The organism is Pseudomonas sp. MWU13-2100, assembly GCF_023242365.1.
Lineage (GTDB): Bacteria > Pseudomonadota > Gammaproteobacteria > Pseudomonadales > Pseudomonadaceae > Aquipseudomonas.
This window is the reverse complement of sequence record NZ_JALLIX010000031.1, coordinates 12,710-35,921: the sequence shown is the minus strand read 5'-3', so window position 1 is coordinate 35,921 and position 23,212 is coordinate 12,710. Positions and strand designations below refer to the sequence as shown.

Sequence of the window (23,212 nt, the reverse complement as noted above, 5' to 3'; positions counted from 1 at the left end):
TCCATGCCTGCACGTTCCCGTGGTTTCACCCTGCTGGAGTTGCTGGTGTCCATGGTGGTGATCGGCGTACTGGCCGGCATGATCGCCGTGGGCATGAACCCCAGCCCGGTGCGTCAGGCCCGTGAGGAGGCCGGTGCGCTGGTGCACCTGTTGCAGCAGTTGCGTGAATACGCGGTGGTCAACAGCCAGGAATATGGCTTGCGGATCGGTGCCGAGGGTTATCAGGTGATGGTCTTCGAGCGGCCCGACTGGCGCCCGGCGGGAGCGGCCTATCGCCTGCCCGACGGTCTGTATTTTCGCCTGGAGCTGGAAGGCCGTCCGCTGAAACTGGGCGACCGGGTGAACCAGCCGCAATTGCTGGTGCTGAGCAGCGACGAAATGAGTGCCTTTACCCTGCATTACGAATCCGCGCAGCGGCGCTGGTTGAGTGTGTCTGGTGACGGCCTCGGTGATCCGGCTATCGATGAAAGCTGAGTCGGGGTTTACCTTGCTGGAGGTGATGATCGCCTTGGCGATCTTTGCCTTGCTGGCGGCCACCGTGCTGTCCGCCAGCCAGTTCGTGGTGCGCCAGGGTGGTACGTTGCAGGAGCGTTTGTTCGCCACCTGGCTGGCGGACAATCAGTTGAATGAACTGCGCCTGCAAGCCCCGCCGGCCCAGGGCCGACAGACGCTACGCCAGCGTTTCGATCGGCGTGAATGGCGTCTGGAGCAGGTGGTCACGCAGGCCTCTGATCCGCGCTTGCTGAACGTCGAGATCGAGGTGCGACTGGCTGACGACGGGCCGCTGCTGCACCACGCCAGCACCTGGCTACGGGCCCGGGATGAATAGACAGGCCGGCTTCACCTTGGTCGAACTGGTGATTGCCCTGGCGATTTTCAGCCTGATCGGCCTGGCCAGTTATCGGTTGTACGAAGGGGTGCTGATCACCCAGGCCCGGGTCAGCGCGCATGAGCAGGGCTTGCGCAGCCTGCAGCGGGCGCTGGCGCTGCTGGAACGCGATGTCATGCAGGCGACGATCCCGAAAGAGGGCGTGGCCGTGACGCTGAGCGCGGGGCAGTTGAACCTGCAACGGGTCAATGCGCGCAATCCGCTGGATGAACCCCGCAGCGAGCGCCAGGAGGTTGCCTATCGCCTCGAAGAGGGCACCTGGTGGCGCTACCACCGCAGCCTTGATTTGCCCGAGACTCACAAACAGCCGGTGCTCAAGGACGTACGTGCCTTGCAGTGGCGGCTGTATATGGACAAGGCCGGTTGGCGCAGTGACGGGGCGTCGACGCCGGGCCGTGCCAGCGTGCAGCCGCGTGCGCTGGAAATCACCTTGTCCGCGGGCCGCTTCGAGCAGATCCGCCGCGTCATCCTGCTGCCGGAGGGTTCATGAACCGAATCGGTCAGCGCGGTGTGGCGCTGATCAGCGTGCTGCTGATCATGACCCTGGCCCTGGTCGTGGTGGGCGGCCTGTTGCGCAGTCACACGCGGGCACTGCAAAGCAGCGCGCAGCATATTCATCAGGTACAACTGCGGCAGTGGGCCCTCGCTGCGGAGAGCTGGGCGCGGGAGTTGTTGCTGGCGCCGGAGCTGCTTGAGGCGAAGACGATCCATCTGGCCCAACCCTGGGCGCGCCCGTCGCTGCCGTTCGAGTTGTCGGGTGTCGAGGTCCGGATCGGGATCGAAGACCTGGCCGGGCGGTTCAACCTGAGTCGCCTGCTCCTGCCCGGCAAGGCCGATGAAATCAGCCTGGAGCGCTGGAGCCGGCTGCTTGCGGCGCTGGAGATCCCGGCGTTCGACCTGGCGCCGCTGCGTGGCACCGAGGTCACCGACAGTAGCCAGTTGCGGCTGTTGCCGGGAGTCGACCTGGACCTTTTGCAGCGCCTGCAACCCTTCATCGCGTTGCTGCCGCCCGAGGCGACGCTGAACGTCAATACCACCACGGCCACGTTGCTGGCGACGCTGGAAGGTATGACTGCATCCAGTGCCCGGGAGCTTGTCGCCCGGCGCCCGCTGGAAGGTTATGCCGATGCCCATGAATTTACCCGAGCACCGGGGCTGGATGGACTGGGCATTGCCAGCCATGGCCTGGGTGTCGACAGCCGCTGGTTCCGGGTCACGGTCGAGGTCGGCGCGGGGGCGGCGCGACTGCGGCTGGTCAGCGATCTTGAGCGGCCTCGCGACAGCCGTCGCCTGCGCGTCCTGCAACGCCGCTTCCTGGCCCCGATTCAAGGTGAATCCCCGTTATGAGCAATTGGCTTTATCTCACCGCCGAAGGCCTGGCGACCTGTGACGCTGGCTGGCCGGTTGGCTATTGGCAGGCGGATGGCGAGTACCGCAGTGTCAGTCTGGCCGAGGCGGCGACATTCCTGTCCGGGCAATCGGTGCGGGTGATCCTGCCCATGGAAATCTGCAGCGGCTTGCGCAGCGAGCCTTGGCCCGGTCGACGCAAGCCGACGGTCCAGGCGCTGGCCTATGCCGTGGAGGATCGGTTGGCCGAGGATCTGGATGGATTGCATATCGCGGTCGGCGCGGCGGCCAGGGATTCGCGTTATCCGCTGCTGGCGATCAACAAGGAACGCTTCGAGGCGATCCTGGCGTTGTTGCGAGACTCGGGGCTGCAGGTGGTCAGCGTCAAGGTGGATGCCGATTTGTTGCCGGATGATCAGGTTTATGGCGTCTGGTGGGGCGGGCGATGGTTATTGGGTGGGGCTATCGAAGCTCGGCTTGCGTTATCGCCCGAGGACCTGGAAGTGCTCCGCCCGCGCTTGCCGGATGAACTGTTCCGGATGGGCCCTGAGCGACAGCGGGAGATCATGGCTTTGTTTATGGTCGGTCATTTGCACGCGGTGGACTTGCTGCAAGGTGAGTTTCGCCGGGTGTCGGCGCGCTGGCCGTGGCGGACGTTGGTGCTCTCGGCGCTGGCGTTGTTCGCGGTGTCCTGGGGGTTTACCCTGGCGCGAGCCCATTTTCTGGAAAGCGCTGCGGGACAGCTGTACGAGCAAAGCGTGCAACGCTTCCAGAGCCTGTATCCCGAGCAGACCCGGATTGTCGACCTGGCGGCCCAGCTCAAGGCTTTGCAGGGGCGGACCGAGCAACCAGAAAGCCAGATGGGCCGTCTGCTGCAGTTGATCGAACAGGTGGTCGGAGGCAGCAGCGTTGAAGTTCAGCGAATCGAATACCGGGCCGGCATGGGCTGGACGCTGCTACTGACGGCAGGCAGCTTCAGCGATCTTGAGCGCTTGCGCGAGCGCGGCCAGGGCAGCGGCTTGCCGATCAGGTTGGGCAGCGCCAGCAAGGACCGCGAGCGGGTACAGGCGGTGCTGACGTTGGAGGAGAAGAGCGGATGATCGGATCACTGGTTGTGCCGGCGGCGCTGAGACAAAGGTGGCAGGGGCTCAGCCTGCGGGATCGACGGATGCTGATCGGACTGGCGATTTTCCTGACGGTGGTGAGCCTGTTCAGTGGCGTCTGGCAGCCGGCGCAACAGCGTCTGGAAACGGCCGAGCGCTTGTATCAGCAGCGCCTGTTGCTGGCGACTGAAGTCCAGCGCGCCCAACCCACGAGTCAGCGCTCAATCTCCGCGCAACCCCTGTCGACCCGGCTTAGTGAAACGGTGACGGTGGCGGGGTTGGAATTGCAGCAACTGGACCAGGACGGCCAGTCACTGCGGGTCACGCTGAGCGGTAATGCATTGGCCATGCTGCAGTGGTTGGACCAGACCGAGCAATCGGGTGCGGTGCTGCAGTCGTTGAGCCTGGAAAAGCGCGAGAAGCTGTTGCTGGCGCAGGTTGCGTGGCGTGCTGATTGAGGGACCGTTTCCCTGTGGATCAAGCCCCGTGCCTTGGCCCGCGCCAGTCTTGTGACTAGGCTTTCACATTACCCGGCAACGCTGGCAACCGCGCCAGCTTCAACGCCACCAGCAAGGCCACCACCAGCAGCGTGCCGATAAACAGGCCGATGCCGTTCCAGCCGCCGTAGTGCCAGAACACCCCACCGAGGGTCCCGGCGACGCTGGAACCTACGTAGTAGCAGAACAGATAGAGCGATGAGGCCTGGCCCTTGGCTTTCAGCGCCCGCCGGCCGATCCAGCTGCTGGCCACCGAGTGGGCACCGAAGAAGCCGAAGGTGAACAGCAGGATGCCGAGCACCACCACCGGTAACGGGGTCAGCAGGGTCAGGGCGATACCCACCAGCATCATCAGGATCATGCCCCAGAGCACTTTGCGTCGGCCCAGCTTGTCGGCCAGGGCGCCGATCTGCGCGGAGCTGTAGATGCCCGACAGGTAGACGATCGACAGCAGGCCGACAAACGCCTGGCTCATGCCATAAGGTTCGGCCAACAGGCGGTAGCCGATATAGTTGAACAGGGTGACGAAGCTGCCCATCAGCAGGAAGCCTTCGAGGAACAGCCACGGCAGGCCGGCATCGCGAAAGTGCAGGGTGAAGCCGTCGATCAGGCTACGGGTATTGAAAGTGCTGGCGCGGAAGTTGCGCGATGGCGGCAGGATCTTCCAGAACACCGTCGCCGCGATCAACGCCAGAAGGCCGATCACCAGCATTGCAGTGTGCCAGCTGACGAAGTCGATCAGCACGCCGGTGATCAGCCGCCCGCTCATTCCGCCGATGGCATTGCCGCCGATATACAGGCCCATCGCCAGACCGATGTGGCTGGGGTGAATCTCCTCGCTCAGGTAGGTCATGCCGACCGCCGCCAGGCCGCTGAGGGAAAGCCCCACCAGGGCTCGCATTACCAGCACGCCCTGCCAGTTGGGCATCAATGCGCCGAGTATGGTGAACAAGGCTGCACCGAACAACGCCACCACCATCACCGGCTTGCGCCCGAGGCTGTCGGAGATCGGCCCGGTGATCAGCAGGCCGATGGCGAGCAGGGCAGTGGCCACCGAGAGAATCAGGCTGCTCTGGGCGGCATTGATCCCGTACTCCTTGGACAGTACCGGCATCATCGGCTGCACGCAGTACAACAGGGCAAAGGTCGCAAAGCCGCCGGAGAACAGCGCCAGCACCGTGCGCATAAATGCCGGGGTGCCTTTTTCGATATAGGTTTCGTTGAGTTCGGCGAGCACATCGTCCAGCGCAGTGGGGGGAATCTCGTGGGCGAGGGGAGCGACAGCAGTTTTCACGGGGGACCTCGGGGGGAGCAGCCGGTCAGGCAATGGAAAAAGCATATAGCTGGCTAACTATTCTTTCCAATATATTGTTCGACCTGTTTGATAGGTTTTACGACTTGATGAGGTGTTCATGGAATTGCGGCATTTGCGCTACTTCATCGCGGTGGCCGAAGAACTGCATTTTGGCCGCGCCGCCGAGGTGCTGGGGATTTCCCAGCCGCCGCTGAGCCAGCAGATCCAGGCGCTGGAACAGGAGCTGGGGGCGCGGCTGTTCGACCGGACCAATCGTCGGGTCGAGTTGAGCGAGGCGGGTCGCCTGTTTCTGCAAGAGGCGCGCCTGGTGCTGGCGCAGGTGGACAAGGCGGCGGACGTGGCGCGGCGGGCGCAGTTGGGAGAACTGGGGGAATTGAAGATCGGCTTCACTTCGTCGGCGCCGTTCAACTCGACCATTCCCCAGGCGATCTTTGCCTTTCGCCAGGCGTTCCCGGCGGTGCATTTGAACCTGCGGGAGATGAGCAGCAAGACCGTCGCCGATGGTTTGATGGATGAGTCCATTGAAGTGGGCCTGATGCGACCTCTACCTTTGCCGGAGGCGCTGAGTGTTGTGGAATTGATGCATGAGCCGCTGGTGGCGGTGCTCAGTGCCAAGCACCCGTTGGCCGGCGGCAGCGAGGATGGGATGTATTTGTCCGAGCTGGCGTTGGAGCCCTTTGTGTTTTTTCCGCGCAGTTACGGCAGTGGTTTGTATGCGCAGTTGCTGACCTTGGCGCGGCAGGCGGGGTTCAGCCCGCACTTTGCCCAGGAGGCGGGTGAGGCGATGACCATCATTGGCCTGGTGGCGGCGGGGCTGGGAGTGTCGGTGTTGCCGGCGTCCTATCAGCGGATTCGGATTGATGGCGTGGTCTATCGACCGTTGCTTGATCCGGATGCGGTGTCGGCGGTGTGGCTGGTGCAGCGCAAGGACCAGAAGTCACCGATGGCCAAGGCGTTTATCGAGTTGCTGACGCGTCGGGCAGTGCCACAGGTCTGAGATCTGAAGTGGGATTCAGCAAAGAGTTTTTGCTTACAGTTTTGCGCTGTCAGCTTGATTATTTGAACGCCTGCCTGGAAGAGGCGGGTGATGATTCTGCGTTCATGGCCAATGCTTTGGCCGTTCTGGCCCGGGCATGTGGTATGCCGCAAGTCGCGCAGGACGTGGGGATGCTGCTATCGGAAGATGACGAGCTTGAGTTCCGGACCTTTTTGAAGGTTATAGACGCGCGGGGGGTCAAGCTTCAGGTGTCTGCTATTAAGGACTAAGGATGTTTGAAGCCGAGCGCGGTTTTGTGGCGAGCGGGCTTGCCCGCGCTCGGCTGCGAAGCAGTCGCAAAATCGGTTATCTCGGGCTGCCTGATACACCGAGTCCGCCGGTTTTAGGGCCGCTTCGCGCCCCAACGCGGGCAAGCCCGCTCGCCACAAGGGTGTAACCGTCTAGTGCAGTGGCAGATTGTCCAATGACTGATCCAGCTCGGCTTTCGCCATTTCCACCAGATGCATGGCCGAGAACGCCAGCGCTCGTTTGGAGCCACTGAGTCCATCGCCGGACTCGTAGGCAGTGGCCGCCGCGCAGGTCAGCAGCTCGGAGACGTGAACCAGGGATTCCTCCAAGGTTCGACCAGGTTTGGTGTTGGATAGCCGGATAGTATCCGGAGATGCAGGTGCTGGGTTGGGCAGATAGTGATCAAGAGCCCGCTGGATGGCGGCCTGATCCTTGAACCGGTCGGCAGAAGGGAAAGCGTTGGGATCCTGGACAGGTGGTGCAGGGGTAGTTTTGCTCATGGTTGAGTCCCTATATCAATAATTGGAACTGCAACCCATCGCTTGCACGCAGAAGGGTGGCAGCTGTGCGCAGGTGTGCAAGACCGAGGATATAGGACTCGGCAGACCCGAAGGTCTCCCACGCACAGCCACCATTGATCGACTTTACGGACGAATTAAGACACGTCGCGAGAAGAGGAGATAGGGCAGGCGCTGAAGCGCTATATCAGTCGGACTTGCACGTCCAGTCATCGACATTGCGATGACAGGGCAAGACTAGTCGGGAGATATAGCAGCCGCAAGAGGTTGGGATTTTCTAGGAAATGTCCTGCAAGGGAAAGAGAATTGTCTTCCAAATCTCAGCTAACAAAAGGGTGGCGGCTGTACGCGAGCCTGCAAGACCGGAACGTCAGGCATACCGGCTGACCCGAAGGTCACCCGCGTACAGCCACCATAGCAATCGAGCGTCGAATACCAGTCTACTGAACGACGCGAATATTGTGGGAGCGGAGCTTGCCCGCGAAGCTTTTAGCGGCATCAAGGGCCTCTTCGCGGGCAAGCTCCGCTCCCACAGACTCTTGTGATGCAGGGACTAAGCGCCGTTACTGCGCCAGCGGCTGCGCCTCGCCAACCTCAATGGCACGTGCCGTCGGCTGCTCATGATGGGCGCGCAGTTCGGCGAGGATGTCCTGGTCCAGCAGGTTGACCCAGCGCAGGTAGTTCCTGTGGATCTTGCCGTTCTGGTAACCCATGCCGCTGCTGTCGCGGTAGGCGATGGTGTAGCCGCCCGCGCTGTAGTTGATGTCGATCTCGACGTGGAATTTCTCACGCACGGTGATCTCGGCCTGGACCTGGTCCGGGTTGACGCGCTGCACGCTCCATTTGCGTTTGGTCAGGGCGGTGACAATCGCCTGTTTCACCTCGTCCTGGCTGGCCAGGACCTGCGGGGCGAGGGTCCGGCTCGGGTTGACAATGGGTTTGCTGGTACAGCCCGCCATTGTCAGCAGGGCCAGGGTGACAAGTGCAGCACGAAGCAGGGAAGACATTCCGTTTTCTCCAGAGGTTTAAAAAATCAGCGCCAGCGTCGGAACACCAGGGAGGTGTTGACGCCGCCAAAGGCAAAGTTGTTGTTCATCACATACTCGGTGCTCATCTGCCGGAACTCGCCGCGCAGGTAATCCAGTTCGCCGCACTGCGGGTCGATCTGGTCGAGGTTCAAGGTGTGGATGTAGCTGTCACGGTTCAGCATCTCGATGCTGAACCAGGACTCCAGCGCCCCACAGGCGCCCAGGGTGTGGCCGAGGAAGCTCTTTTGCGAACTGATGGGCATGCGGCTGCCGAACAGGCTGCTGGTGGCCAGGGTTTCGGCGATATCCCCCTGTTCGGTGGCGGTGCCGTGGCCGTTCACATAGCCGATGGCGTCCGCCGTCAGGCCGGCATCTTCCAGGGCCAGTTCCATGGCCCGGCGCATGGTGCTCTGCTCCGGGCGAGTGGCGTGCTGGCCGTCGGCGTTGCTGCCGAAACCGACGATTTCGGCGTGAATATGCGCGCCGCGGGCCAGGGCATGTTCCAGTTCTTCAAGCACCAGCATGCCGCCGCCTTCGCCGATCACCAGGCCATCGCGGTCGCTGTCGTAGGGCCGCGGACTGCTCTGCGGCGCATCGTTTTTCAGGCTGGTGGCGTAGAGCGCGTCGAACACCATGGCTTCGGTGGGACACAGCTCCTCGGCACCACCGGCCAACATCAGTGGCAGGCGCCCGAACTTGATCGCCTCGTAGGCATAGCCGATGCCCTGGCTGCCACTGGTGCAGGCGCTGGAGGTGGGGATCAGGCGTCCGGTCAGGCCGAAGAAGATGCTGATATTCGCCGCCGTGGTGTGCGGCATCATGCGCACGTAGGAGTTGGCGTTGAGCCCCTCGGCCACGGAGTTGATCAACATCATGCCGAAGGCCTTGATCTCGTCGGTGCTGCCGGTGGACGAACCGCAGGCCACGCCCATGCGCCCGTCGCGGATGATTTCGTTGCCCAGCAGGCCTGCATCAGCCAGGGCCATTTCCGCCGCGCCGACGGCGAAGCGCGAGACCCGGCCCATGCTGCGCAGCTGCTTGCGGGTCCAGTGCGACGGCACCGCGTAATCATCGATCGGCCCGGCCAGGCGCGTGTTCAGTTCAGTGAAGCGCTCCCACTCGGTCATGTAGCGGATGCCGCTGCGGTTGGCGCGGAAGTTGGCCTCGATGCTGGCCCAGTCGCTGCCCAGGGAGGTGATGCCGGCCATGCCGGTGACGACGACGCGCTTCATCAGCACAGGCCTCCGTTGACGGCCAGTACTTGCCGGGTGATGTAGGAGGCTTCCGCGGACATCAGGAAGTTCACTGCGCCGGCAACTTCTTCCGGGGTGCCCATACGCTGTGCCGGGATCATTTTCAGCAGTTCCTCCACCGGCACGTTGTCATCGAGCATGGCGGTGTCGATCAGGCCCGGGGCCACGCAGTTGACGGTGATCCTGCGTTTGCCCAGCTCGATGGCCAGGGCCTTGGCGGCGCCGATCAGGCCGGCCTTCGAAGCGCTGTAGTTGACCTGTCCACGGTTGCCGATCAGCCCGGACACCGAGGTGATGCAGACGATTCGCCCAGGCGCGCGACGGCGGATCATCGGCATCATCACCGGGTGCAGCACGTTGTAGAAACCGTCGAGGTTGGTGCGCAGGACCAGGTCCCAGTCTTCTTCGGAGAGGGCCGGGAAAGCGCCGTCACGGGTCAGGCCGGCATTCAGCACCACGCCATAGTAGGCGCCATGTTCTTCGACATCGGCCTCAAGGCGGGTGCGACAGGCTTCACGATCGGACACATCGAATTGCAGCACGCGGGCCTGGCGACCCAAGGCCTGGATTTCGACCTGCACGGCTTCGGCGTCGGCGCGGCCGCTGCGGCAATGCAACACCAGGTCAAAACCGGCGCGGGCCAGGCGCAGGGCGATTGCACGGCCGATACCGCGGCTGGAGCCGGTGACCAGGATGGATTCAGTCATGACGCGACTCCTGTGATTCTGAGAGGTAAGCGGCGGCCTGGGGTGGACGGAACACGTTCAGGCGCGCGGTGGCATGGATGTCGGGGCCGGTCAGGTGGCATTCGAACACACCCATGCCGTTGTCGTCTTCCAGCGAGCGCAGGGCATGGATGCGCAGTTCGCTGCCGACGGGAAAGTGTTCCACGTTGCAGTCGAATTTGCGCGTGCCGAGCAGGAACCCCAGCTCCACCGGCCTGCCTTCGCCACGGGCGCGGCAACCGGCATAGGCGGCGACGCTCTGGGCCATCAGTTCGATCCCGATCCAGGCCGGCAGGCTGCCGTCCTCGCGGTTGAACAGGCCGTCCGGGCGCACGGTGAGGCGGGTGTGGATCTGTTCTGCGTCGCAGGACAGGACCTGGTCGATCAGGATCATGTCCCCGGCATGGGGCAGCAATTCGGCGAGCGGCCAATCGATCATGGGGCGTCTCCGATAATCAGGCTGACATTGTTGCCGCCGAAGGCAAAGGAGTTGCTCATCAGGCGGCGCGGTGGATAGGGGTTGAGGCGGTCGCCCGGCTTGACCCAGTTCAGGGGCGGCAGCGCCGGGTCGGGCTGGCCGTCCCATACGTGGGGCGGCAGGGCCGAGGACGGGTTGTCGGCACTCAGGCTCAACCAGCAGAACGCCGCTTCCAGTGCGCCGGCGGCGCCCAGGGTATGGCCGGTCATGGGCTTGGTCGAGGAGCAGGGCGGGCTCGTCGGGAACAGCGTGGACACGGCCAGGCTCTCCATGGCGTCGTTGTGCTGGGTGGCGGTGCCGTGCAGGTTCAGGTAGTTGATATCTTGTGGCTGCAGGCCGGCCTGCTTCAGCGCTTTGCCCATGGCCTGCACGGCGCCCCGGCCGGTCGGGTCGGGGGCGGAAATATGGTGGGCGTCGCAACTGGCGCCCGCGCCGAGCAAGGCAATGGCCGGGCCGTCGTCGGCGCGTTTGCTCATCAGGAACAGCACCGCCGCTTCGCCGATATTGATACCGTTGCGGTTCAGCGAAAACGGATTGCAACGCTGCGCCGACACCGCTTCCAACGAGCTGAACCCCCTGAGAGTCAGCTGGCACAGGCTGTCGACCCCGCCGCACAACACGACGTCGCACAGGCCCAGGTCGAGCAGGCGCCGGGCACTCATCAGTGCCCGCGCGCTGGAGGTGCAGGCGGTGGAGATCACATAGGCCGGGCCGCGCAGTTGCAGCCAGTCGGCGAGGAAGGTCGCCGGGGCGCTCAGTTCCTGCTGCTGGTAGTCGTAGCCATCGGGGAAGTGTCCCTCTTTCAGGTAGCAAGCGATGCCATGGCTGGCTTCGTCGATGCCCGAGGTGCTGGTGCCCAGGACGATGCCGATGCGTTCGCGACCATAGGTGTCGATGGCATGCTGGATGGGCCCGGCGATTTGCAGCGTGGCCTCCATCAGCAGTTGATTGTTGCGGCTGGCCTGGGCGCTCAGTTCGGCGGGAATCGCCATCAGTTCGCCTTGCACCGCGGCTACCGACAGGACGCGCTCGGGCACCCAGCCGCTTTGCGCACGCATGCCCGAGCAGTCGCCGGCAAACAGCTTGCGCGCCACGCTCGGCTTGTCGCGGCCCAGCGCGCAGATCACGCCGAGGGCGTTCAGGTAGGCGGTCATGGGGCGGCCTCGCTCAACGGACTGATTCGGTAATGCAGACTGTCCGGCAGGCTCAGGGTGAAGTCCAGCGGCTGGCGATAGCTGACTCGCCAGCGGGTATCGAGAATGCGCTCCATGGCCTGGCGTTGCGCGGTCGGGTAGTTGCCCGCGAGTTCGGCATCCGGGGTCAGGGCGAACAACAACGCGGCGAACAGTTCGCGGGCCTGGGGGTTGGGCGGCAGCAGGCCATCGGCCTGCCATTCACCGTCTTGCAGGCGCTGGCGGGCCAAGGGAATGCCCAGTGGGTCCATCAGCGACCAGCGCAGGCTGTTCGTCTCGCGCTGGATCACCAGCAGCCAGTCCTGGCGCTGTCCGGCCTGTTCGCGCTCGATATGCAATTGCAACGGCAAGGCCAGGCTTGGCGCATGCATGGGCAGCGGCGCGCGGCTGGCGCAGGCGCTCAGCAGCAGGAGGCAGCCCAGCAACAGGGCGCGGATCATTCGACGGTCTCGCCGAGGGGTTTGCGCGCGACCACGTTGACCAGGGTCTCTTCACGCTGGCCCACCGGCGGCGGATTCTTCAGGCGCAGGCGTTCGAGCAGCCCGAAGTCCTTGGCCCGGCTCCACCACAGGTAAGGGTAGGAGACGTTCCGCGGGGTGAACTCGAAACCCTGGTCGCCGATCATGTCCAGGTACTGTGCCGCGCTTTTCTGCACATGCATCGGGTGGCGGAACAACCAGCGAATCACCCAGGTGTCGATATAGGCTTCGGTGGACTCGGCGAACAGCAGGTAACCGCCCGGCTTGAGCACCCGATAGAACTCGGCCAGGGCGCGATCCTGTTGCACCAGGTGATGGAAGGTCTGGTGGCAGAAGAGGATGTCGACGCTGTGCGAGGGCACGTCGAGGGTCGCGCAGTCGCTGCCGATCAGCTCGACTTCCAGGCCACGGCGTTGTGCCTCCTCAGCACTCAATTCGAGGCTGTGGGGGTCGGCGTCAAGGCCGATCAGTCGCGCCGGGGCGAATGTCTGCTGTAAATACTGGAAGGACTTGCCCTGGCCGCAGCCGGCGTCGAGTACCACCGGGTTGGCCGGCAGGGCCTCGCTGAACAGGCCACGCAGGTCGTTGATTGCGACCCGCAGGACGTGGTGCTGCCAGGTGTGGCTGCGCAGGAACCAGAAGCCGAAACGGGTTTCCTCGACGTAGGTGTCGCTCAGGTACGGGTTGCTCATGTCGGGGTGCTCGCACAGATTTCCGACAACATCCGCAGACGGCGCCGGGGTTCGCTGACAAAGGGGTTGCGCTCGTCCCAGGCATAGCCGGCGAGGATCGCACTGATCATGGCGCGGATTTCCGGCGAACTGCCGGGATGGAAGATCACATCCTGGAAGGTCCCGGCGTACCAGCCTTCGACGTAGCAGCGGAAGGTGTCGACACCACGTTTGAGCGGCTCGGCGAACTGGGTCTGCCAGTCGACGCTTTCGCCTTGCAGCTGACGATGCAACAGGCCGGCGGCCATGCTCGCCGAACGCATGGCAATGGTCACGCCGGAGGAGAATACCGGGTCGAGGAATTCCGCAGCGTTACCCAGCAGGGCGAAGCCCGGCCCGTGCAGGGTCTTCACATTGGCCGAATAGCCGCCGATGGTCCGCGCCGGGGTGTCCCATACGGCGTTTTCCAGCACGGCTTGCAGGCTTGGGGTTTCGGCGACGAAAGCCTTGAGGCAGGCGTCCAGGTCCTCGCTGCGTCCGGCAAAGTGCTCGGCGGCGGCAACCACGCCGAGGGAGCAGCGGCCATTGCTGAAGGGGATGGTCCAGAACCAGATATCGCGCTGTTGCGGATGAGTGGTGATAAGGATCTTTTCCCGCTCGAAAGCGGGATGTTCGATGCGGTCTTCAATATGGGTGAAGACTGCCTGGCGCAGCGGGAAATTCGACGGCGCTTCCAGGTCAAGCAGGCGCGGCAGCACCCGGCCGTAGCCACTGGCGTCGAGGACGAAGCGTGCTTCGATCAGGTACTCGCTACCGTCTTCGCGGCGGGCCCGCAGCTGCGGTTGTGGCAGGTCGAAATCAACGCTGACGATTGCCTCGCCATAGCGGATTTCCACGCCTTGCAGGGCGGCCTGATCCGCCAGCAGTTTGTCGAAGTCGGCACGCTGGACCTGGAAGGTGCTCGGCTTGCCGTGGCTGAAAGTCTTGCCGAAATCGAAGGCGCTGTAGTGTTCGCCCCAGGCGAAGGCCGCGCCGTTCTTCAACTGGAACCCGGCAGCGTTGACGGCGTCGAGCATGCCGGCCTCCTCGACGAAGTCCAGGCAATGCGAGAGCAGGCTTTCTCCGATGGAAAAGCGCGGGAAATGCTGGCGCTCGACGATCAGTACGTCGTGGCCGTTGCGTTTGAGCAAGGCGGCGGCGATGGCGCCGGAAGGGCCCGCGCCAATCACCACGACTTCACGACGTTCCATATCAATCATTGGCACACAGGCTCCTTGAGGGGTTCGACGGTTTCGAAGGGATAGAGCTCGGCTTGACTGTGGTGACCGAGTGTTCGGCTTGCGGTGTCGCGTTCTTGTCGGTCGGACGGGCGGCCCAGGGCGCGAGCAGGAAGCTGAAGGCCAGTCCCAGACTCACTGCCAGGCCGAAGTTGCTGACTGCCGGGGTGCTGGAAATCGCCAGCAGGCCGAACGACAGCCAGGTGGTCAGGGCGGCCAGCAAGGTGCCCAGCAGGCTGACGGCGGCCCCGCCGATCTGCTCGCGCATCAGGATCGCGTAGTCGACGCTGATGGCAGTCACCAGCAGCAGGCCGAACAGGCTGAACAGCGTCAACGGCTGGCCGAACCAGCCGAGGCTGGCCAGGCTGCACAGCGCTGCCAGCAGCGGCAGGGTGATGATCCGCAGGGCCCCGCCTAGGCCGAACGGCAGGATCAGCAACAGCACGATCAGCACGCAGGACGCCAGTTTCAGCTCGGCGGCGCTGACCTGGGTGGCGGCAAACACCTTGTTCAACTCGCCCAGCCGGTCCACCAGTTTTACCCCTGGCAGGCCGTCGGTTTGAGCGCGCAGCAGGTCGGCGTTGTTCAGGCCGCGCAGGCTGACCATGCCGGCCACGCCATCGGCTTGCGTACCCAGCCAGAGCAGGCGCCAGGGCTCGGACAGCGGGCCTTTGAGGGCGCTGTCGATATCCTGGATCGGCAGGGCTTGCAACTGGGCCAATTCGTTTTGCAGGGCCGCGGCCGGAACACCGAGGTCGAGCAAGGGTTGCCAGAACCCTGGCAGTTGCTTGAGCGAGTCCTGTAACTGTTGCTGTTCCCGGGGCAGGCTGACCACCTGATCGAGGGACTGATAGCCCTGGAGTTTGCCTTGGCTCACCAGTTGATCGAGCCGCTCGCCGAGTGCGGCCTGGCGCTCCAGCAACTGTTGTTGATCGGCGCCGCGGACCAGGAAGAACTGGCTGGTGGGCTGGTAACCGGTGATCCGCGCGACGGCTTGGGCCTCGGCCTGCAATTGCGCCGGCGCGCCGACCCATTGGCGGATATCGTTCTTGCTGGTCAGGTGCCACAAGCCGCCGGCACAGAACAGCACCAGCAGCGCCAGCAGCAACCGGTTGCCGACCTTGCGCAGCAGCGCTTCACGCACCTTCAGCAACACTTCGCAGACCCGCAGCGGCCACTGCGCCGGACATAGGTCTGTGCCCTTGAGCAGCGCGGGCAGCAGGCACACGGCGCTCAGGTAGGCCCCCAGCAGGCCGGCGGCGGAGAACACGGCGATCTGGGTCAGGGCCGGAAACGGTGTCCAGGCCAGAGCCAGGTAACCGATGCAACTGGTGGCCAGGCTCAGGCTCAGTCCGGGCAAGGTGATGCGCAGGGCCGGCCAGCTGTGCCAGGGTTTCAGGCTCCAGCTCTTGGACAGGTAATGCAGCGGGTAGTCCACGGCCACGCCGATCAGGCTGGCCCCCAGGACCAGGGTCATCACATGCAGATGACCGAACAGTGCCACGCAGGCCACGCTGCCGAAGAGCATGCCCACCAGCACCGGGACAAACGCCAACAATACCCGCCAGCGCCGGAAAGCCAGCAACAGCAGCAGGAGAATGCCGAAGGTGGCGCCACCACCGACCCAGGTGATTTCCCGGGTTGCCTGTTGCTGGCCGGCGGCGGCATACAGCAGGCCGCTGGCGGCGAGCAGTTGCGCGTCATCGCGCGCGGCCTCTTCGCGACCTTGCTTGAGCAGTTCGGCGACCTGCACCGGCAGCTTCATGTCGAAGGCGTTGCCGCGGGTGCGGGCGCGCAACAGCACCCAGTTTTTGCCGTCGGCCTCGGCGATCAGCGCGCCGCTGCCGAGATCGAATTGCACCGCGCCGGTTTTCGGCCGGCTGTCCTGGATGCGTCCGGTCAGGCCGAGCCAGTCGTCCTGGCTCGGCACCAGGCTGACGCCGGCAAAGGGGTCGAACAGGGACTGGAGCCGTTGCTGGATAAACGCTGCCGGGTGTTCGATCAACTGCTCTCGGTCCGTCCGGGCAAGCATCGCCAGGCGGCTGACCAGCAGTTGTTGGCGCAAGGCCGGCAGGTCGGCCTGCAAGCTCCACTGCACGGTTTCGAACAGTCCGCTGGCCTGCCAGCGTTCACCCAGCCGTTGCGCCAGGGCAATGGCTTTCTGGCGATCGGCCTGGCCCACCAGCACCAGCATTTCCCGGTTCAAGGGCTCCTGCATGCGCTGTTCGGCCTTGAGTTCCAGGGCATTCGGCGCCGAGCCCGGCACCAGTTCCATGAGATCGGCCGACAGTGGCGCGCCATGGCGCCATTGCCAGCCGGCGAGCGCCAGCACTGCCAGCAGCAGGATCAAGAACAGACGCGGGAGCAGGCGTTCACTCGGCAAAGTCATGCTGCTCCGCGTCGCTCAGGGGGAGGGCGGCGCTGCTGTCCTGCATGCGCAGGACCGTGCTGTCGCCCTGGGTTTCCAGCAGTTCGATGCGCTGCACCAATTCGCCGCCGTCGATATTGATCCGGGTGAAGATCTGCTTGAGCAGCACCGAGCGCGGAATCAGGGTCAGTTGCCAGTGCTGGGCCTCACCTTGCAGTTGCAGTTCGAAATCCCGTTGCAGGCCCGTGCTGTCGCCCTGCAGGACGGCGATGAACAGGCGGTTCTGTTCGGCTCCGGCGCTTTTGTTCGGGACCATTTGCCAGCCGCTGGGGTCACGGCGGGCGATGCCCTTGGCGCTGATGCGGTAGTCCTGCTGCAACGGTGACTTGAGCAGCCAGAGCAGGCCGTGGTCCTTGGCGAGGACGAAGGTGCCCTTGCTGGTCAGCGGTTGCGCTAGGGCGCGCAGGTGTTTTTCCTGGATGAAGTCGCCGTGGATCACCGAGGGCTTGGCCAGTTGCTCGCTAAGCTGTTGCAGGTCGAAGGCCGAAGCCTGGGCGGACAGGCCCAGGCCGGACAACAGGCTCAACAGGCAAGCGAACCTTGCAGGCGCTGGCTTGCCGGCGATGAGGTCCTTGAGCCTTTCGGTGATCCTGCGGACGCTATCGCCAGCAAGCCGGCTCCAACAGGTTTTGTGTCGTGCTTGAGTAAAGAGGCTCATGCCAGCACCTTCTCGACGGCGGCGACGAAGACTTTTGGCGAAGCCAGTTGCATTTCCCGGCTGTGGAGATCCACGGCCACCTGCACGCTACTGGCGCGGGTCAGGCGTTCGCCGCTGGCCAGGTCGGTGATCAGGTAGTTGACCTTCAAGCGGTTCTCCCACTCCACCAGGTTGGCCCGCACATTGATCTTCTGGCCGAACACCGCCCCGCGCACATAACGCAGTTGCAGGTCGATCACCGGCCACGCATAGCCGGATTCGAGCATGTGCGTGTAGTTGTGGCCGATATGGTCCAGCAGCGCGCAGCGGGCGACTTCCAGGTACTTCACGTAATGGCCGTGCCAGACCACATGCATGCTGTCGACGTCGAAGAACGGCACCAGGATCTCGGTGTCGACATGCAGTACGCCGCGGCTACGCATGCAGCCTCCAGTGTTGTTCGGCGATGCGTTTCAGGCACAGGCGCAGTTCGGCTTCGAGGGCGCGGTCTTCGATCACCGGGGGGAAGTCTTTTGCCAGGGTTTCGTGCATGGCCGCCAGGGCCGGCGGCAGCGGTCGTGCGTCGCTGGCCTGGCCACGCAACCAGACCCCCTGATTGGCGGCGAGCAAGGTGGCGGCGGCGACCTGTTCGGTCAGCTCCAGCACGCGGATCGCGTCGCGGGCGGCAATGGTGCCCATGCTCACCTTGTCCTGGTTGTGGCATTCGGTGGAGCGCGAGAACACGCTGGCCGGCATGGTGTTTTTCAGGGCTTCGGCGGTCCAGGCGCTGGCGCCGATCTGCACGGCCTTGAAGCCATGGTTGAGCATCGCGCGTTCGGCGCTTGAGCCGGACAGGTTGCTCGGCAGGCCGTGGTTGTAGCGCACGTCCACCAGCAGCGCGAGCTGCCGATCGAGCAGGTCGGCGACGTTGGCCACCAGGGTCTTGAGGCTGTCCATGGCAAAGGCGATATGCCCGCCGTAGAAGTGCCCGCCGTGGAGCACGCGTTCTTCTTCGGCATCGATGATCGGGTTGTCGTTGGCGCTGTTCAGTTCGGTTTCGATAAATGAGCGCAACCAGCCCAGGCTGTCGGCCAGCACGCCGAGGACGTGGGGGGCGCAGCGCAGCGAGTAGCGATCCTGCAAGCGGTGCAGCGGCGCGGTTGGCGCATCGATGGCGAGGTCCTTGCGCAGCCAGGCGGCCACCTGCATCTGCCCTGGGTGTGGCTTGGCGGCGAACAGGCGCTCGTCGAAGTGCTCCGGGTTGCCTTGCAGGGCCACCACGTTGAGGGCGGTGATGCGGGTCGCCAGTTGCAGCAGATAGTCGGCGCGGGCAAAGGCCAGGCAGGCCAGGCCGGTCATCACCGCGGTGCCGTTCATCAACGCCAGGGCTTCCTTGGGCCGTAGCACCAGCGGTTCCCAGCCCAGTTCACGGTGCACGTCGCAGGACTGGCGGCGTTCGCCGCGAAACAGTACTTCGCGTTCGCCGGAGAGGGTCGCGGCGACGTAGGACAGTGGCGTCAGGTCGCCACTGGCGCCGACCGAGCCCTCTTCGGGAATCAGCGGCAGGATGTCCAGGTCGAGAAAGGCCTGCAGTCGTTCCAGCAGCTCCACGCGCACGCCGGACACGCCGTGGCACAGCGACTGCAAGCGCGCCGCCAGCACCGCGCGGGTCGCCTGCGGGTCGAGCAACTGGCCGAGGCCGCAACCGTGGAAGGTGTAGAGGTGGCGCGGCAAGGCTTCGACGTGCTGCAGCGGCACCGCCACCACGCAGGAGTCGCCGTAGCCGGTGGTGACGCCGTAGATCACGCCTTCCTTGTCCAGCAGTGAGTCAAGGAACTGCGCGCCCTTGGCAATGCGCTGGCGGAACGCCGGGTCGCCTTGCAGTTGCGTCGGCACCTGACGGTTGGCCAGGGCCAGCACGTCTTCGATGCGCAGCGGGAGTTCGCCGAAGGTGACCGGCTCAAGCGGATGCGTTGTCATCGGATTTCCAGAAAGGGTAGAAATTGAACCATTGGTACGGTGCCTGCAGGCAGTACTGGCCCAGGCGTTCGGCGTAACGGGTGGCCCACTGGGCAATCACCTGTTCGCGGTCGCCGCGTTTCCACTGCACCCTCTCGCTGAAGGCTTCGAGGGTGATGCGGTAGCGGCCCTGGAGTTTCACGCAGAACAGCAGGTTGACCGGGCATTTCAGCAGCCCGGCGAGAAGCCATGGGCCTTGCGGGAACGCCGCGGACTGGCCGAGGAAATCCACCCGCACATGGCGCCCGCCATGCAACGGCACGCGGTCGCCGGCAATCGCCAGCCACTCGCCCCGCTCCAGGCGCTGGCTCAGTTGCAGCATGATCGCCGGATCCAGCTCGCTGACCTGGATCAGCCGCAGGTTGCTCGCCCCGGCCTCGCCCAACAGGCGGTTGAAGCGCTCGGCGTGCTTGGTGTGCACCAGCACGTTCATGGTGACCTTTTCACCCAGTTCGGCGAGCGCGCGACAGACTTCCAGGTTGCCCAGGTGGGCGCCCACCAGCATCTGCCCGCGCGCGCCGCGCAACTGATCGCGGAGCAGTGCCGGGTCGATGATTTCGAGCTGTTCCAGGCGCAGCTTGCCGTTCCACACGTCGAGCTTGTCCAGCAGAGAGTCGGCAAAGGCCATGAACTGTTTGAAGACTTTCATGCGGGTCGGTCGCAGGGCGCCATAACCGCTCCAGTCGGCCAGGCACTGCTGGTACTGCCAGGCACTCTGCCGGGCGCTGCGACCGAACAGGAAAAAGTACAGGACGATGCCGTGGAGCACCGGGCTGAGCACCCGGCGGCCGAGGACCCTGACGCCGAAGGCGGTGAGTTTCATCAAGCAGAAACTGCCACGCTCCTGGCGGTCGGCCCAGTGTTTTTGCGCGTCGCTCATGCTCGCCACCGTCGCCAGAGGATGCTTGGCAGGCGCACCAGCATGCCGAAGAACATCCGGGTGTGCATGCTGGAAATCAGCGCGTTGTCGTGGAACATGCGGAAGTGCGATAGGCCGTCCTGGGGGTAATGAACCTTGATCGGCAGCCAGCGCATGGGCTGGTTGCGCCAGGACAGGCGCACGAGGATTTCCGAGTCGAAGTCCATGCGTTTGCCCAGCTTCGCCGAGTCGATCAACGCCAGTACCGGTGGCAGCGGGTAGATCCGGAAGCCGCACATGGAGTCGCGGATCTGCAACGAAAGGCTGTTGATCCAGACCCAGACGTGGGTCAGGTAGCGGGCGTAGAGCCGGCCCTTGGGCACGCTCTCGTCGTATTGCGGGTAGCCGCAGATCAGCGCCTCGGGATGGCGGCGCGAGGCGTCGAGGAAGCTCGTGACGTCGCTCAGGTCGTGCTGGCCGTCGGCGTCCACTTGCAGGGCGTGGCTGAAGCCCAGGCGCGTGGCTTCCCGCAGCCCGACCATGACCGCGCCGCCCTTGCCCTGATTGACCGGTAGTTTCACCAGGGTGACTCGTTCGTGTTCGGCGAGTCGTTCCAGTACCGCCGCGCAGGCCGGGCTGCTGCCGTCGTCCACCAGTATGCAGGTCAAGCCGATACGCAGCAGGGCGTCGATCACCGCGGGTACGGCGGCTTCATGGTTGTAAACCGGGATGATTGCGCAGGGCTTATGCATGGGCCGCCTCCAGCACAATGCGTCCGCTGGAGCAGGCGGCGGCCGCATTGCGAAAGGCGAAATGCAGTTTGCTGCGTTCACGGTCGAAGCGCAGGCTCAGTTCGAGCTTATCGCCCGGACGCACCAGTTGCTGGAATTTCAGCACTTCCATGCCGGCGAACTTTTCCGGCAGTTCGAGTCGCTCACGCCCCAGCTCCAGGGCCCAATCCACTTGCACCACGCCGGGCAGCACCGGGGTGATCGGGAAATGGCCGCTGAAGTAGGCCAGGTCCAACGGAACGACCAGTTGCAACAGCCATTCGCCGTCCATCTCGTGTTGCGCCAGCACTTCCGGCGCTTTGGGGCGCGGGGCTTGCAACAGGGCCTGGACTTCGGCTTGCGGCAATTTGCCCTGGGGGGTCAGCGGCATCTGCCGCAGCAAACGCCAGCGGCGCGGCAGCGCCAGGGCTTCGCAATGTTTGAGCAGGTGCTTGCGCAGGGTCTCGGTCAGCGCACGCCGACCCTGGTTGCGCAGGCTGTGCAGCCCCTGTTCGGAGAGCACCAGCAGCGCGCCGAGGTAGGCGCGGTTTTCCTGCACCACGCCCAGGCGCGCTTCGGCAACCCAGTCGTGCGCCATCAGGGCCTGTTCCAGCATCGGCAGGGAGATGCGTTTCTCTTCCAGTTTGACGATGCGGTCCAGCCGCCCCAGCAATTCGAACCGACCATCGGCTTCGATGCGTGCCGCGTCCGCCGTTTGCTCGACATGACCGGCCGGCAGGTAAGGCGAAGCCACCCGCAAGGCGCCGTCCGCGTCCTGGCTCAGTTGCACATCGGCGAAGGGACGCCACAGCGGGTCGCCCCGGCGCCAGGCAATACCGCCGGTTTCCGAGCTGCCAAGGATTTCCGTCGGCCATTGCTGCAAGCGTTGCTGCAGGCTGGACGCTGCTTCGGGCGGGAGCGCGCCGCCGGAAGAAAACACCCGGCGCACAAGGCTCAGAGCCGGCCAGTCGAGGTTGTCGCCCATGCGCTTGAGCAGGGCCGGGCTCGCGACCCAGGCGAACTGCCGGTGTTCACGGCTGGCGCGTTGCAGGTCTTCCGGGAAGGCCAGTTGCCTGCGCACGAAGGTACGACCGGCACACAGTGGCCAAAGCACGCGGAACAGCAATCCATAGATGTGTTGGGTGGCGACGCTGCCGATGATGCAGGCCTGGTCGAGGTCAGCGCCCCACAGCTGTTCCAGGGCCAGGATCTCATTGGCCAGTTGGCGCAGGCTTTTGTCGATGCGCTTGGGTTCGCCGCTGGAGCCGGAGGTGCACAGGCTCAGGCGGCAGTCATCGAGATCGAGCGCGGCCGGGCTCAACGGTTCGGCGCAGAGTGTCTCAAGGGCATGACTGTCGGTCAGCCACAGGTCGACATCCGCCATCCAACGTTGGCGGGTCTGTTCTTGCAGGTCGGCGGGCAGCAGCACCCGGACGCCGGCCCGCCAGGCACCGAGCAGGGCGATGGCCAGTTCCCCGGCATCTTCCAGGTGCACGGCGATATGCTTGACCTCACGGGCCTGCAAGCCGGCCGCCAGGCTCAACGCCCGTAGCGACAACCCGGCGTGATCCAGCGGCGGATCCAGGGTGACCGCTCGCGGTCCATGCGACTTGAGCAACAACTGCTCAAGGTTTATCCAGTTCATGCGCGGCCTCTTACCCGTTGTCGTACCAGCCACTCAATGGCGAACAGCAAACCCATCAGCCCATAGGAGATCAGGCCGGTGTACAGCATCCACCAGCTCAGCGGCGCCCAGAGGGTCAGGGCGGCGGCGATCAGGCCATTGCAGAGAAAAAACAGGCTCCAGACGCGGGTTACCTGTCTCGTATAGTCAATCGCCACGTCCGGCAGTTGCGGCTCGCGCAGACGGGCCAGTCGCTCGACCATCGGCGGGCCGAATTTCAGGCTCAGGCCGAACAGGCCGAGCATGAAGGCGCTGATCAGCACCGGGTACCAGCGCAGCAGCAGCGGACTGTTCAGCAGTGCCAGCAAACCGCAGAAGGCGATGGCACTGAGGGCCATCCACAGGCTGCCGGGACGCCGCTCCCCGCTCAGGGCCCGGGCCAGCCACAGGCCGCCGAGCAACAGCCCGAACTGCCAGGGCGCGAAGTGCTCCATGCCGAAATACACCGCAAAGGGGTACAGCAGGCCCGCCAGCAGCAGGCCCAGGCCGATCAGGCGCTTCATGCGGCCGGTTGCACCAGGCGAAAGACCGCCTCGACCACATCGTTGACGGTACGCACCGACTTGAACTCCTCGGCGGCGATTTTCTTGCCGGTCTGACGCTTGATGTGGTCGATCAGGTCCACGGCATCGATGCTGTCGATTTCCAGGTCCTGGTACAGGTTGCTGTCCAGGGTGACGCGTTCGGGTTCCAGTTCGAAGAGTTCGACCAGGGCATCGCGCAGGGTGTTGAAGATGTCGTCACGGGTTTGCATGGT

General features: G+C 64.4%; 27 protein-coding genes. 8 read left to right on the top strand and 19 right to left on the bottom strand.

Features of this window, described 5'->3' with window-relative positions; all coding sequences use genetic code 11:
• Positions 1-3: 3 nt before the first annotated feature.
• The 6 genes from gspH to gspM are packed head-to-tail and all read left to right on the top strand — an operon-like array spanning position 4 to position 3,797.
• The gene (gene gspH / locus M5B99_RS20420) at positions 4-474 is read left to right on the top strand and encodes a type II secretion system minor pseudopilin GspH (protein WP_248805728.1); all 471 of its coding nucleotides are present in this window, start codon (positions 4-6) and stop codon (positions 472-474) included.
• Positions 464-829, top strand: coding sequence for a type II secretion system minor pseudopilin GspI (gene gspI / locus M5B99_RS20415; protein ID WP_248805727.1), 366 nt, complete (start codon positions 464-466; stop codon positions 827-829). Before gspH ends, gspI begins: the two co-directional genes overlap by 11 nt.
• Positions 822-1,379, top strand: a complete 558-nt coding sequence (gene gspJ / locus M5B99_RS20410; protein WP_248805726.1) for a type II secretion system minor pseudopilin GspJ — start codon at positions 822-824, stop codon at positions 1,377-1,379. Before gspI ends, gspJ begins: the two co-directional genes overlap by 8 nt.
• A complete protein-coding gene (locus tag M5B99_RS20405; protein ID WP_248805725.1) occupies positions 1,376-2,236 on the top strand; it encodes a type II secretion system protein GspK in 861 nt (286 codons plus the stop codon). The genes gspJ and M5B99_RS20405 overlap by 4 nt, the downstream gene beginning before the upstream one ends.
• Positions 2,233-3,336, top strand: a complete 1,104-nt coding sequence (gspL, locus tag M5B99_RS20400) for a type II secretion system protein GspL (protein ID WP_248805724.1) — start codon at positions 2,233-2,235, stop codon at positions 3,334-3,336. Before M5B99_RS20405 ends, gspL begins: the two co-directional genes overlap by 4 nt.
• The gene (gene gspM / locus M5B99_RS20395; RefSeq protein ID WP_248805723.1) at positions 3,333-3,797 is read left to right on the top strand and encodes a type II secretion system protein GspM; all 465 of its coding nucleotides are present in this window, start codon (positions 3,333-3,335) and stop codon (positions 3,795-3,797) included. Before gspL ends, gspM begins: the two co-directional genes overlap by 4 nt.
• A gap of 55 nt (positions 3,798-3,852) precedes the next feature.
• Here gspM and M5B99_RS20390 read toward each other — a convergent pair whose 3' ends face one another.
• A complete protein-coding gene (locus M5B99_RS20390) occupies positions 3,853-5,130 on the bottom strand; it encodes an MFS transporter (RefSeq protein WP_248805722.1) in 1,278 nt (425 codons plus the stop codon).
• Positions 5,131-5,248: 118 nt separating this feature from the next.
• On the opposite strand from M5B99_RS20390, the gene M5B99_RS20385 reads away from it, so the two are divergent.
• The gene (locus M5B99_RS20385; protein WP_248805721.1) at positions 5,249-6,148 is read left to right on the top strand and encodes a LysR family transcriptional regulator; all 900 of its coding nucleotides are present in this window, start codon (positions 5,249-5,251) and stop codon (positions 6,146-6,148) included.
• An 8-nt stretch (positions 6,149-6,156) separates the two neighbouring features.
• Positions 6,157-6,417: a DNA-binding protein gene (locus tag M5B99_RS20380; RefSeq protein ID WP_248805720.1), complete on the top strand. Its 261-nt coding sequence runs from the start codon at positions 6,157-6,159 to the stop codon at positions 6,415-6,417.
• Positions 6,418-6,588: 171 nt separating this feature from the next.
• On the opposite strand, the gene M5B99_RS20375 is transcribed toward M5B99_RS20380, so the two are convergent.
• The 18 genes from M5B99_RS20375 to M5B99_RS20290 all read right to left on the bottom strand — a co-directional run bounded on the left by M5B99_RS20375 (position 6,589) and on the right by M5B99_RS20290 (position 23,209).
• A complete protein-coding gene (locus M5B99_RS20375) occupies positions 6,589-6,936 on the bottom strand; it encodes a DUF6124 family protein (protein ID WP_248795959.1) in 348 nt (115 codons plus the stop codon).
• Positions 6,937-7,517: 581 nt separating this feature from the next.
• Positions 7,518-7,961, bottom strand: coding sequence for a hypothetical protein (locus tag M5B99_RS20370; RefSeq protein ID WP_248805719.1), 444 nt, complete (start codon positions 7,959-7,961; stop codon positions 7,518-7,520).
• Positions 7,962-7,987: 26 nt separating this feature from the next.
• Positions 7,988-9,214, bottom strand: coding sequence for a beta-ketoacyl-ACP synthase (locus M5B99_RS20365; RefSeq protein ID WP_248805718.1), 1,227 nt, complete (start codon positions 9,212-9,214; stop codon positions 7,988-7,990).
• Positions 9,214-9,942, bottom strand: coding sequence for a 3-ketoacyl-ACP reductase FabG2 (locus M5B99_RS20360; RefSeq protein ID WP_248805717.1), 729 nt, complete (start codon positions 9,940-9,942; stop codon positions 9,214-9,216). Before M5B99_RS20360 ends, M5B99_RS20365 begins: the two co-directional genes overlap by 1 nt.
• Positions 9,935-10,399 carry a hotdog family protein gene (locus M5B99_RS20355; RefSeq protein ID WP_248805716.1) on the bottom strand — a complete coding sequence of 155 codons (465 nt, stop codon included), beginning with the start codon at positions 10,397-10,399 and terminating at the stop codon, positions 9,935-9,937. Before M5B99_RS20355 ends, M5B99_RS20360 begins: the two co-directional genes overlap by 8 nt.
• A complete protein-coding gene (locus M5B99_RS20350) occupies positions 10,396-11,592 on the bottom strand; it encodes a beta-ketoacyl-[acyl-carrier-protein] synthase family protein (RefSeq protein WP_248805715.1) in 1,197 nt (398 codons plus the stop codon). The genes M5B99_RS20355 and M5B99_RS20350 overlap by 4 nt, the downstream gene beginning before the upstream one ends.
• Positions 11,589-12,071, bottom strand: coding sequence for a DUF3261 domain-containing protein (locus M5B99_RS20345; protein WP_248805714.1), 483 nt, complete (start codon positions 12,069-12,071; stop codon positions 11,589-11,591). The genes M5B99_RS20350 and M5B99_RS20345 overlap by 4 nt, the downstream gene beginning before the upstream one ends.
• Complete coding sequence (locus M5B99_RS20340; RefSeq protein ID WP_248805713.1) at positions 12,068-12,802, bottom strand: class I SAM-dependent methyltransferase; 735 nt, start codon at positions 12,800-12,802, stop codon at positions 12,068-12,070. The genes M5B99_RS20345 and M5B99_RS20340 overlap by 4 nt, the downstream gene beginning before the upstream one ends.
• Positions 12,799-14,046 carry an NAD(P)/FAD-dependent oxidoreductase gene (locus tag M5B99_RS20335; protein WP_248805712.1) on the bottom strand — a complete coding sequence of 416 codons (1,248 nt, stop codon included), beginning with the start codon at positions 14,044-14,046 and terminating at the stop codon, positions 12,799-12,801. The genes M5B99_RS20340 and M5B99_RS20335 overlap by 4 nt, the downstream gene beginning before the upstream one ends.
• The gene (locus tag M5B99_RS20330; protein ID WP_248805711.1) at positions 14,033-16,447 is read right to left on the bottom strand and encodes an MMPL family transporter; all 2,415 of its coding nucleotides are present in this window, start codon (positions 16,445-16,447) and stop codon (positions 14,033-14,035) included. The genes M5B99_RS20335 and M5B99_RS20330 overlap by 14 nt, the downstream gene beginning before the upstream one ends.
• Positions 16,431-17,144 carry an outer membrane lipoprotein carrier protein LolA gene (locus M5B99_RS20325; protein ID WP_248805710.1) on the bottom strand — a complete coding sequence of 238 codons (714 nt, stop codon included), beginning with the start codon at positions 17,142-17,144 and terminating at the stop codon, positions 16,431-16,433. The genes M5B99_RS20330 and M5B99_RS20325 overlap by 17 nt, the downstream gene beginning before the upstream one ends.
• A complete protein-coding gene (locus M5B99_RS20320; RefSeq protein ID WP_248805709.1) occupies positions 17,141-17,566 on the bottom strand; it encodes an acyl-CoA thioesterase in 426 nt (141 codons plus the stop codon). Before M5B99_RS20320 ends, M5B99_RS20325 begins: the two co-directional genes overlap by 4 nt.
• Positions 17,559-19,103 (bottom strand): HAL/PAL/TAL family ammonia-lyase, encoded by a 1,545-nt coding sequence (locus M5B99_RS20315; RefSeq protein WP_248805708.1) that lies wholly within the window; start codon positions 19,101-19,103, stop codon positions 17,559-17,561. The genes M5B99_RS20320 and M5B99_RS20315 overlap by 8 nt, the downstream gene beginning before the upstream one ends.
• Positions 19,084-20,022: a glycosyl transferase gene (locus M5B99_RS20310; protein ID WP_248805707.1), complete on the bottom strand. Its 939-nt coding sequence runs from the start codon at positions 20,020-20,022 to the stop codon at positions 19,084-19,086. The genes M5B99_RS20315 and M5B99_RS20310 overlap by 20 nt, the downstream gene beginning before the upstream one ends.
• Positions 20,019-20,753: a glycosyltransferase family 2 protein gene (locus tag M5B99_RS20305; RefSeq protein WP_248805706.1), complete on the bottom strand. Its 735-nt coding sequence runs from the start codon at positions 20,751-20,753 to the stop codon at positions 20,019-20,021. Before M5B99_RS20305 ends, M5B99_RS20310 begins: the two co-directional genes overlap by 4 nt.
• A complete protein-coding gene (locus M5B99_RS20300; RefSeq protein ID WP_248805705.1) occupies positions 20,746-22,416 on the bottom strand; it encodes an AMP-binding protein in 1,671 nt (556 codons plus the stop codon). Before M5B99_RS20300 ends, M5B99_RS20305 begins: the two co-directional genes overlap by 8 nt.
• A complete protein-coding gene (locus M5B99_RS20295; RefSeq protein ID WP_248805704.1) occupies positions 22,413-22,958 on the bottom strand; it encodes a hypothetical protein in 546 nt (181 codons plus the stop codon). Before M5B99_RS20295 ends, M5B99_RS20300 begins: the two co-directional genes overlap by 4 nt.
• Positions 22,955-23,209 (bottom strand): acyl carrier protein, encoded by a 255-nt coding sequence (locus tag M5B99_RS20290; RefSeq protein ID WP_100940447.1) that lies wholly within the window; start codon positions 23,207-23,209, stop codon positions 22,955-22,957. The genes M5B99_RS20295 and M5B99_RS20290 overlap by 4 nt, the downstream gene beginning before the upstream one ends.
• Between the last annotated feature and the right edge of the window lie 3 nt (positions 23,210-23,212).

Excerpts from the sequence above, each read along its gene's own strand:
- M5B99_RS20365 (WP_248805718.1), bottom strand. The coding sequence starts at position 9,214 with ATGAAGCGCGTCGTCGTCACCGGCATGGCCGGCATCACCTCCCTGGGC.
- M5B99_RS20340 (WP_248805713.1), bottom strand. The coding sequence starts at position 12,802 with ATGAGCAACCCGTACCTGAGCGACACCTACGTCGAGGAAACCCGTTTC.
- gspM (WP_248805723.1), top strand. The coding sequence starts at position 3,333 with ATGATCGGATCACTGGTTGTGCCGGCGGCGCTGAGACAAAGGTGGCAG.
- M5B99_RS20350 (WP_248805715.1), bottom strand. The coding sequence starts at position 11,592 with ATGACCGCCTACCTGAACGCCCTCGGCGTGATCTGCGCGCTGGGCCGC.
- M5B99_RS20315 (WP_248805708.1), bottom strand. The coding sequence starts at position 19,103 with ATGACAACGCATCCGCTTGAGCCGGTCACCTTCGGCGAACTCCCGCTG.
- M5B99_RS20360 (WP_248805717.1), bottom strand. The coding sequence starts at position 9,942 with ATGACTGAATCCATCCTGGTCACCGGCTCCAGCCGCGGTATCGGCCGT.
- M5B99_RS20325 (WP_248805710.1), bottom strand. The coding sequence starts at position 17,144 with ATGAGCCTCTTTACTCAAGCACGACACAAAACCTGTTGGAGCCGGCTT.
- M5B99_RS20305 (WP_248805706.1), bottom strand. The coding sequence starts at position 20,753 with ATGCATAAGCCCTGCGCAATCATCCCGGTTTACAACCATGAAGCCGCC.
- M5B99_RS20405 (WP_248805725.1), top strand. The coding sequence starts at position 1,376 with ATGAACCGAATCGGTCAGCGCGGTGTGGCGCTGATCAGCGTGCTGCTG.
- M5B99_RS20300 (WP_248805705.1), bottom strand. The coding sequence starts at position 22,416 with ATGAACTGGATAAACCTTGAGCAGTTGTTGCTCAAGTCGCATGGACCG.
- gspJ (WP_248805726.1), top strand. The coding sequence starts at position 822 with ATGAATAGACAGGCCGGCTTCACCTTGGTCGAACTGGTGATTGCCCTG.
- M5B99_RS20310 (WP_248805707.1), bottom strand. The coding sequence starts at position 20,022 with ATGAGCGACGCGCAAAAACACTGGGCCGACCGCCAGGAGCGTGGCAGT.
- M5B99_RS20320 (WP_248805709.1), bottom strand. The coding sequence starts at position 17,566 with ATGCGTAGCCGCGGCGTACTGCATGTCGACACCGAGATCCTGGTGCCG.
- M5B99_RS20375 (WP_248795959.1), bottom strand. The coding sequence starts at position 6,936 with ATGAGCAAAACTACCCCTGCACCACCTGTCCAGGATCCCAACGCTTTC.
- gspH (WP_248805728.1), top strand. The coding sequence starts at position 4 with ATGCCTGCACGTTCCCGTGGTTTCACCCTGCTGGAGTTGCTGGTGTCC.
- M5B99_RS20345 (WP_248805714.1), bottom strand. The coding sequence starts at position 12,071 with ATGATCCGCGCCCTGTTGCTGGGCTGCCTCCTGCTGCTGAGCGCCTGC.
- M5B99_RS20370 (WP_248805719.1), bottom strand. The coding sequence starts at position 7,961 with ATGTCTTCCCTGCTTCGTGCTGCACTTGTCACCCTGGCCCTGCTGACA.
- gspI (WP_248805727.1), top strand. The coding sequence starts at position 464 with ATGAAAGCTGAGTCGGGGTTTACCTTGCTGGAGGTGATGATCGCCTTG.
- gspL (WP_248805724.1), top strand. The coding sequence starts at position 2,233 with ATGAGCAATTGGCTTTATCTCACCGCCGAAGGCCTGGCGACCTGTGAC.
- M5B99_RS20385 (WP_248805721.1), top strand. The coding sequence starts at position 5,249 with ATGGAATTGCGGCATTTGCGCTACTTCATCGCGGTGGCCGAAGAACTG.
- M5B99_RS20290 (WP_100940447.1), bottom strand. The coding sequence starts at position 23,209 with ATGCAAACCCGTGACGACATCTTCAACACCCTGCGCGATGCCCTGGTC.
- M5B99_RS20295 (WP_248805704.1), bottom strand. The coding sequence starts at position 22,958 with ATGAAGCGCCTGATCGGCCTGGGCCTGCTGCTGGCGGGCCTGCTGTAC.
- M5B99_RS20330 (WP_248805711.1), bottom strand. The coding sequence starts at position 16,447 with ATGACTTTGCCGAGTGAACGCCTGCTCCCGCGTCTGTTCTTGATCCTG.
- M5B99_RS20355 (WP_248805716.1), bottom strand. The coding sequence starts at position 10,399 with ATGATCGATTGGCCGCTCGCCGAATTGCTGCCCCATGCCGGGGACATG.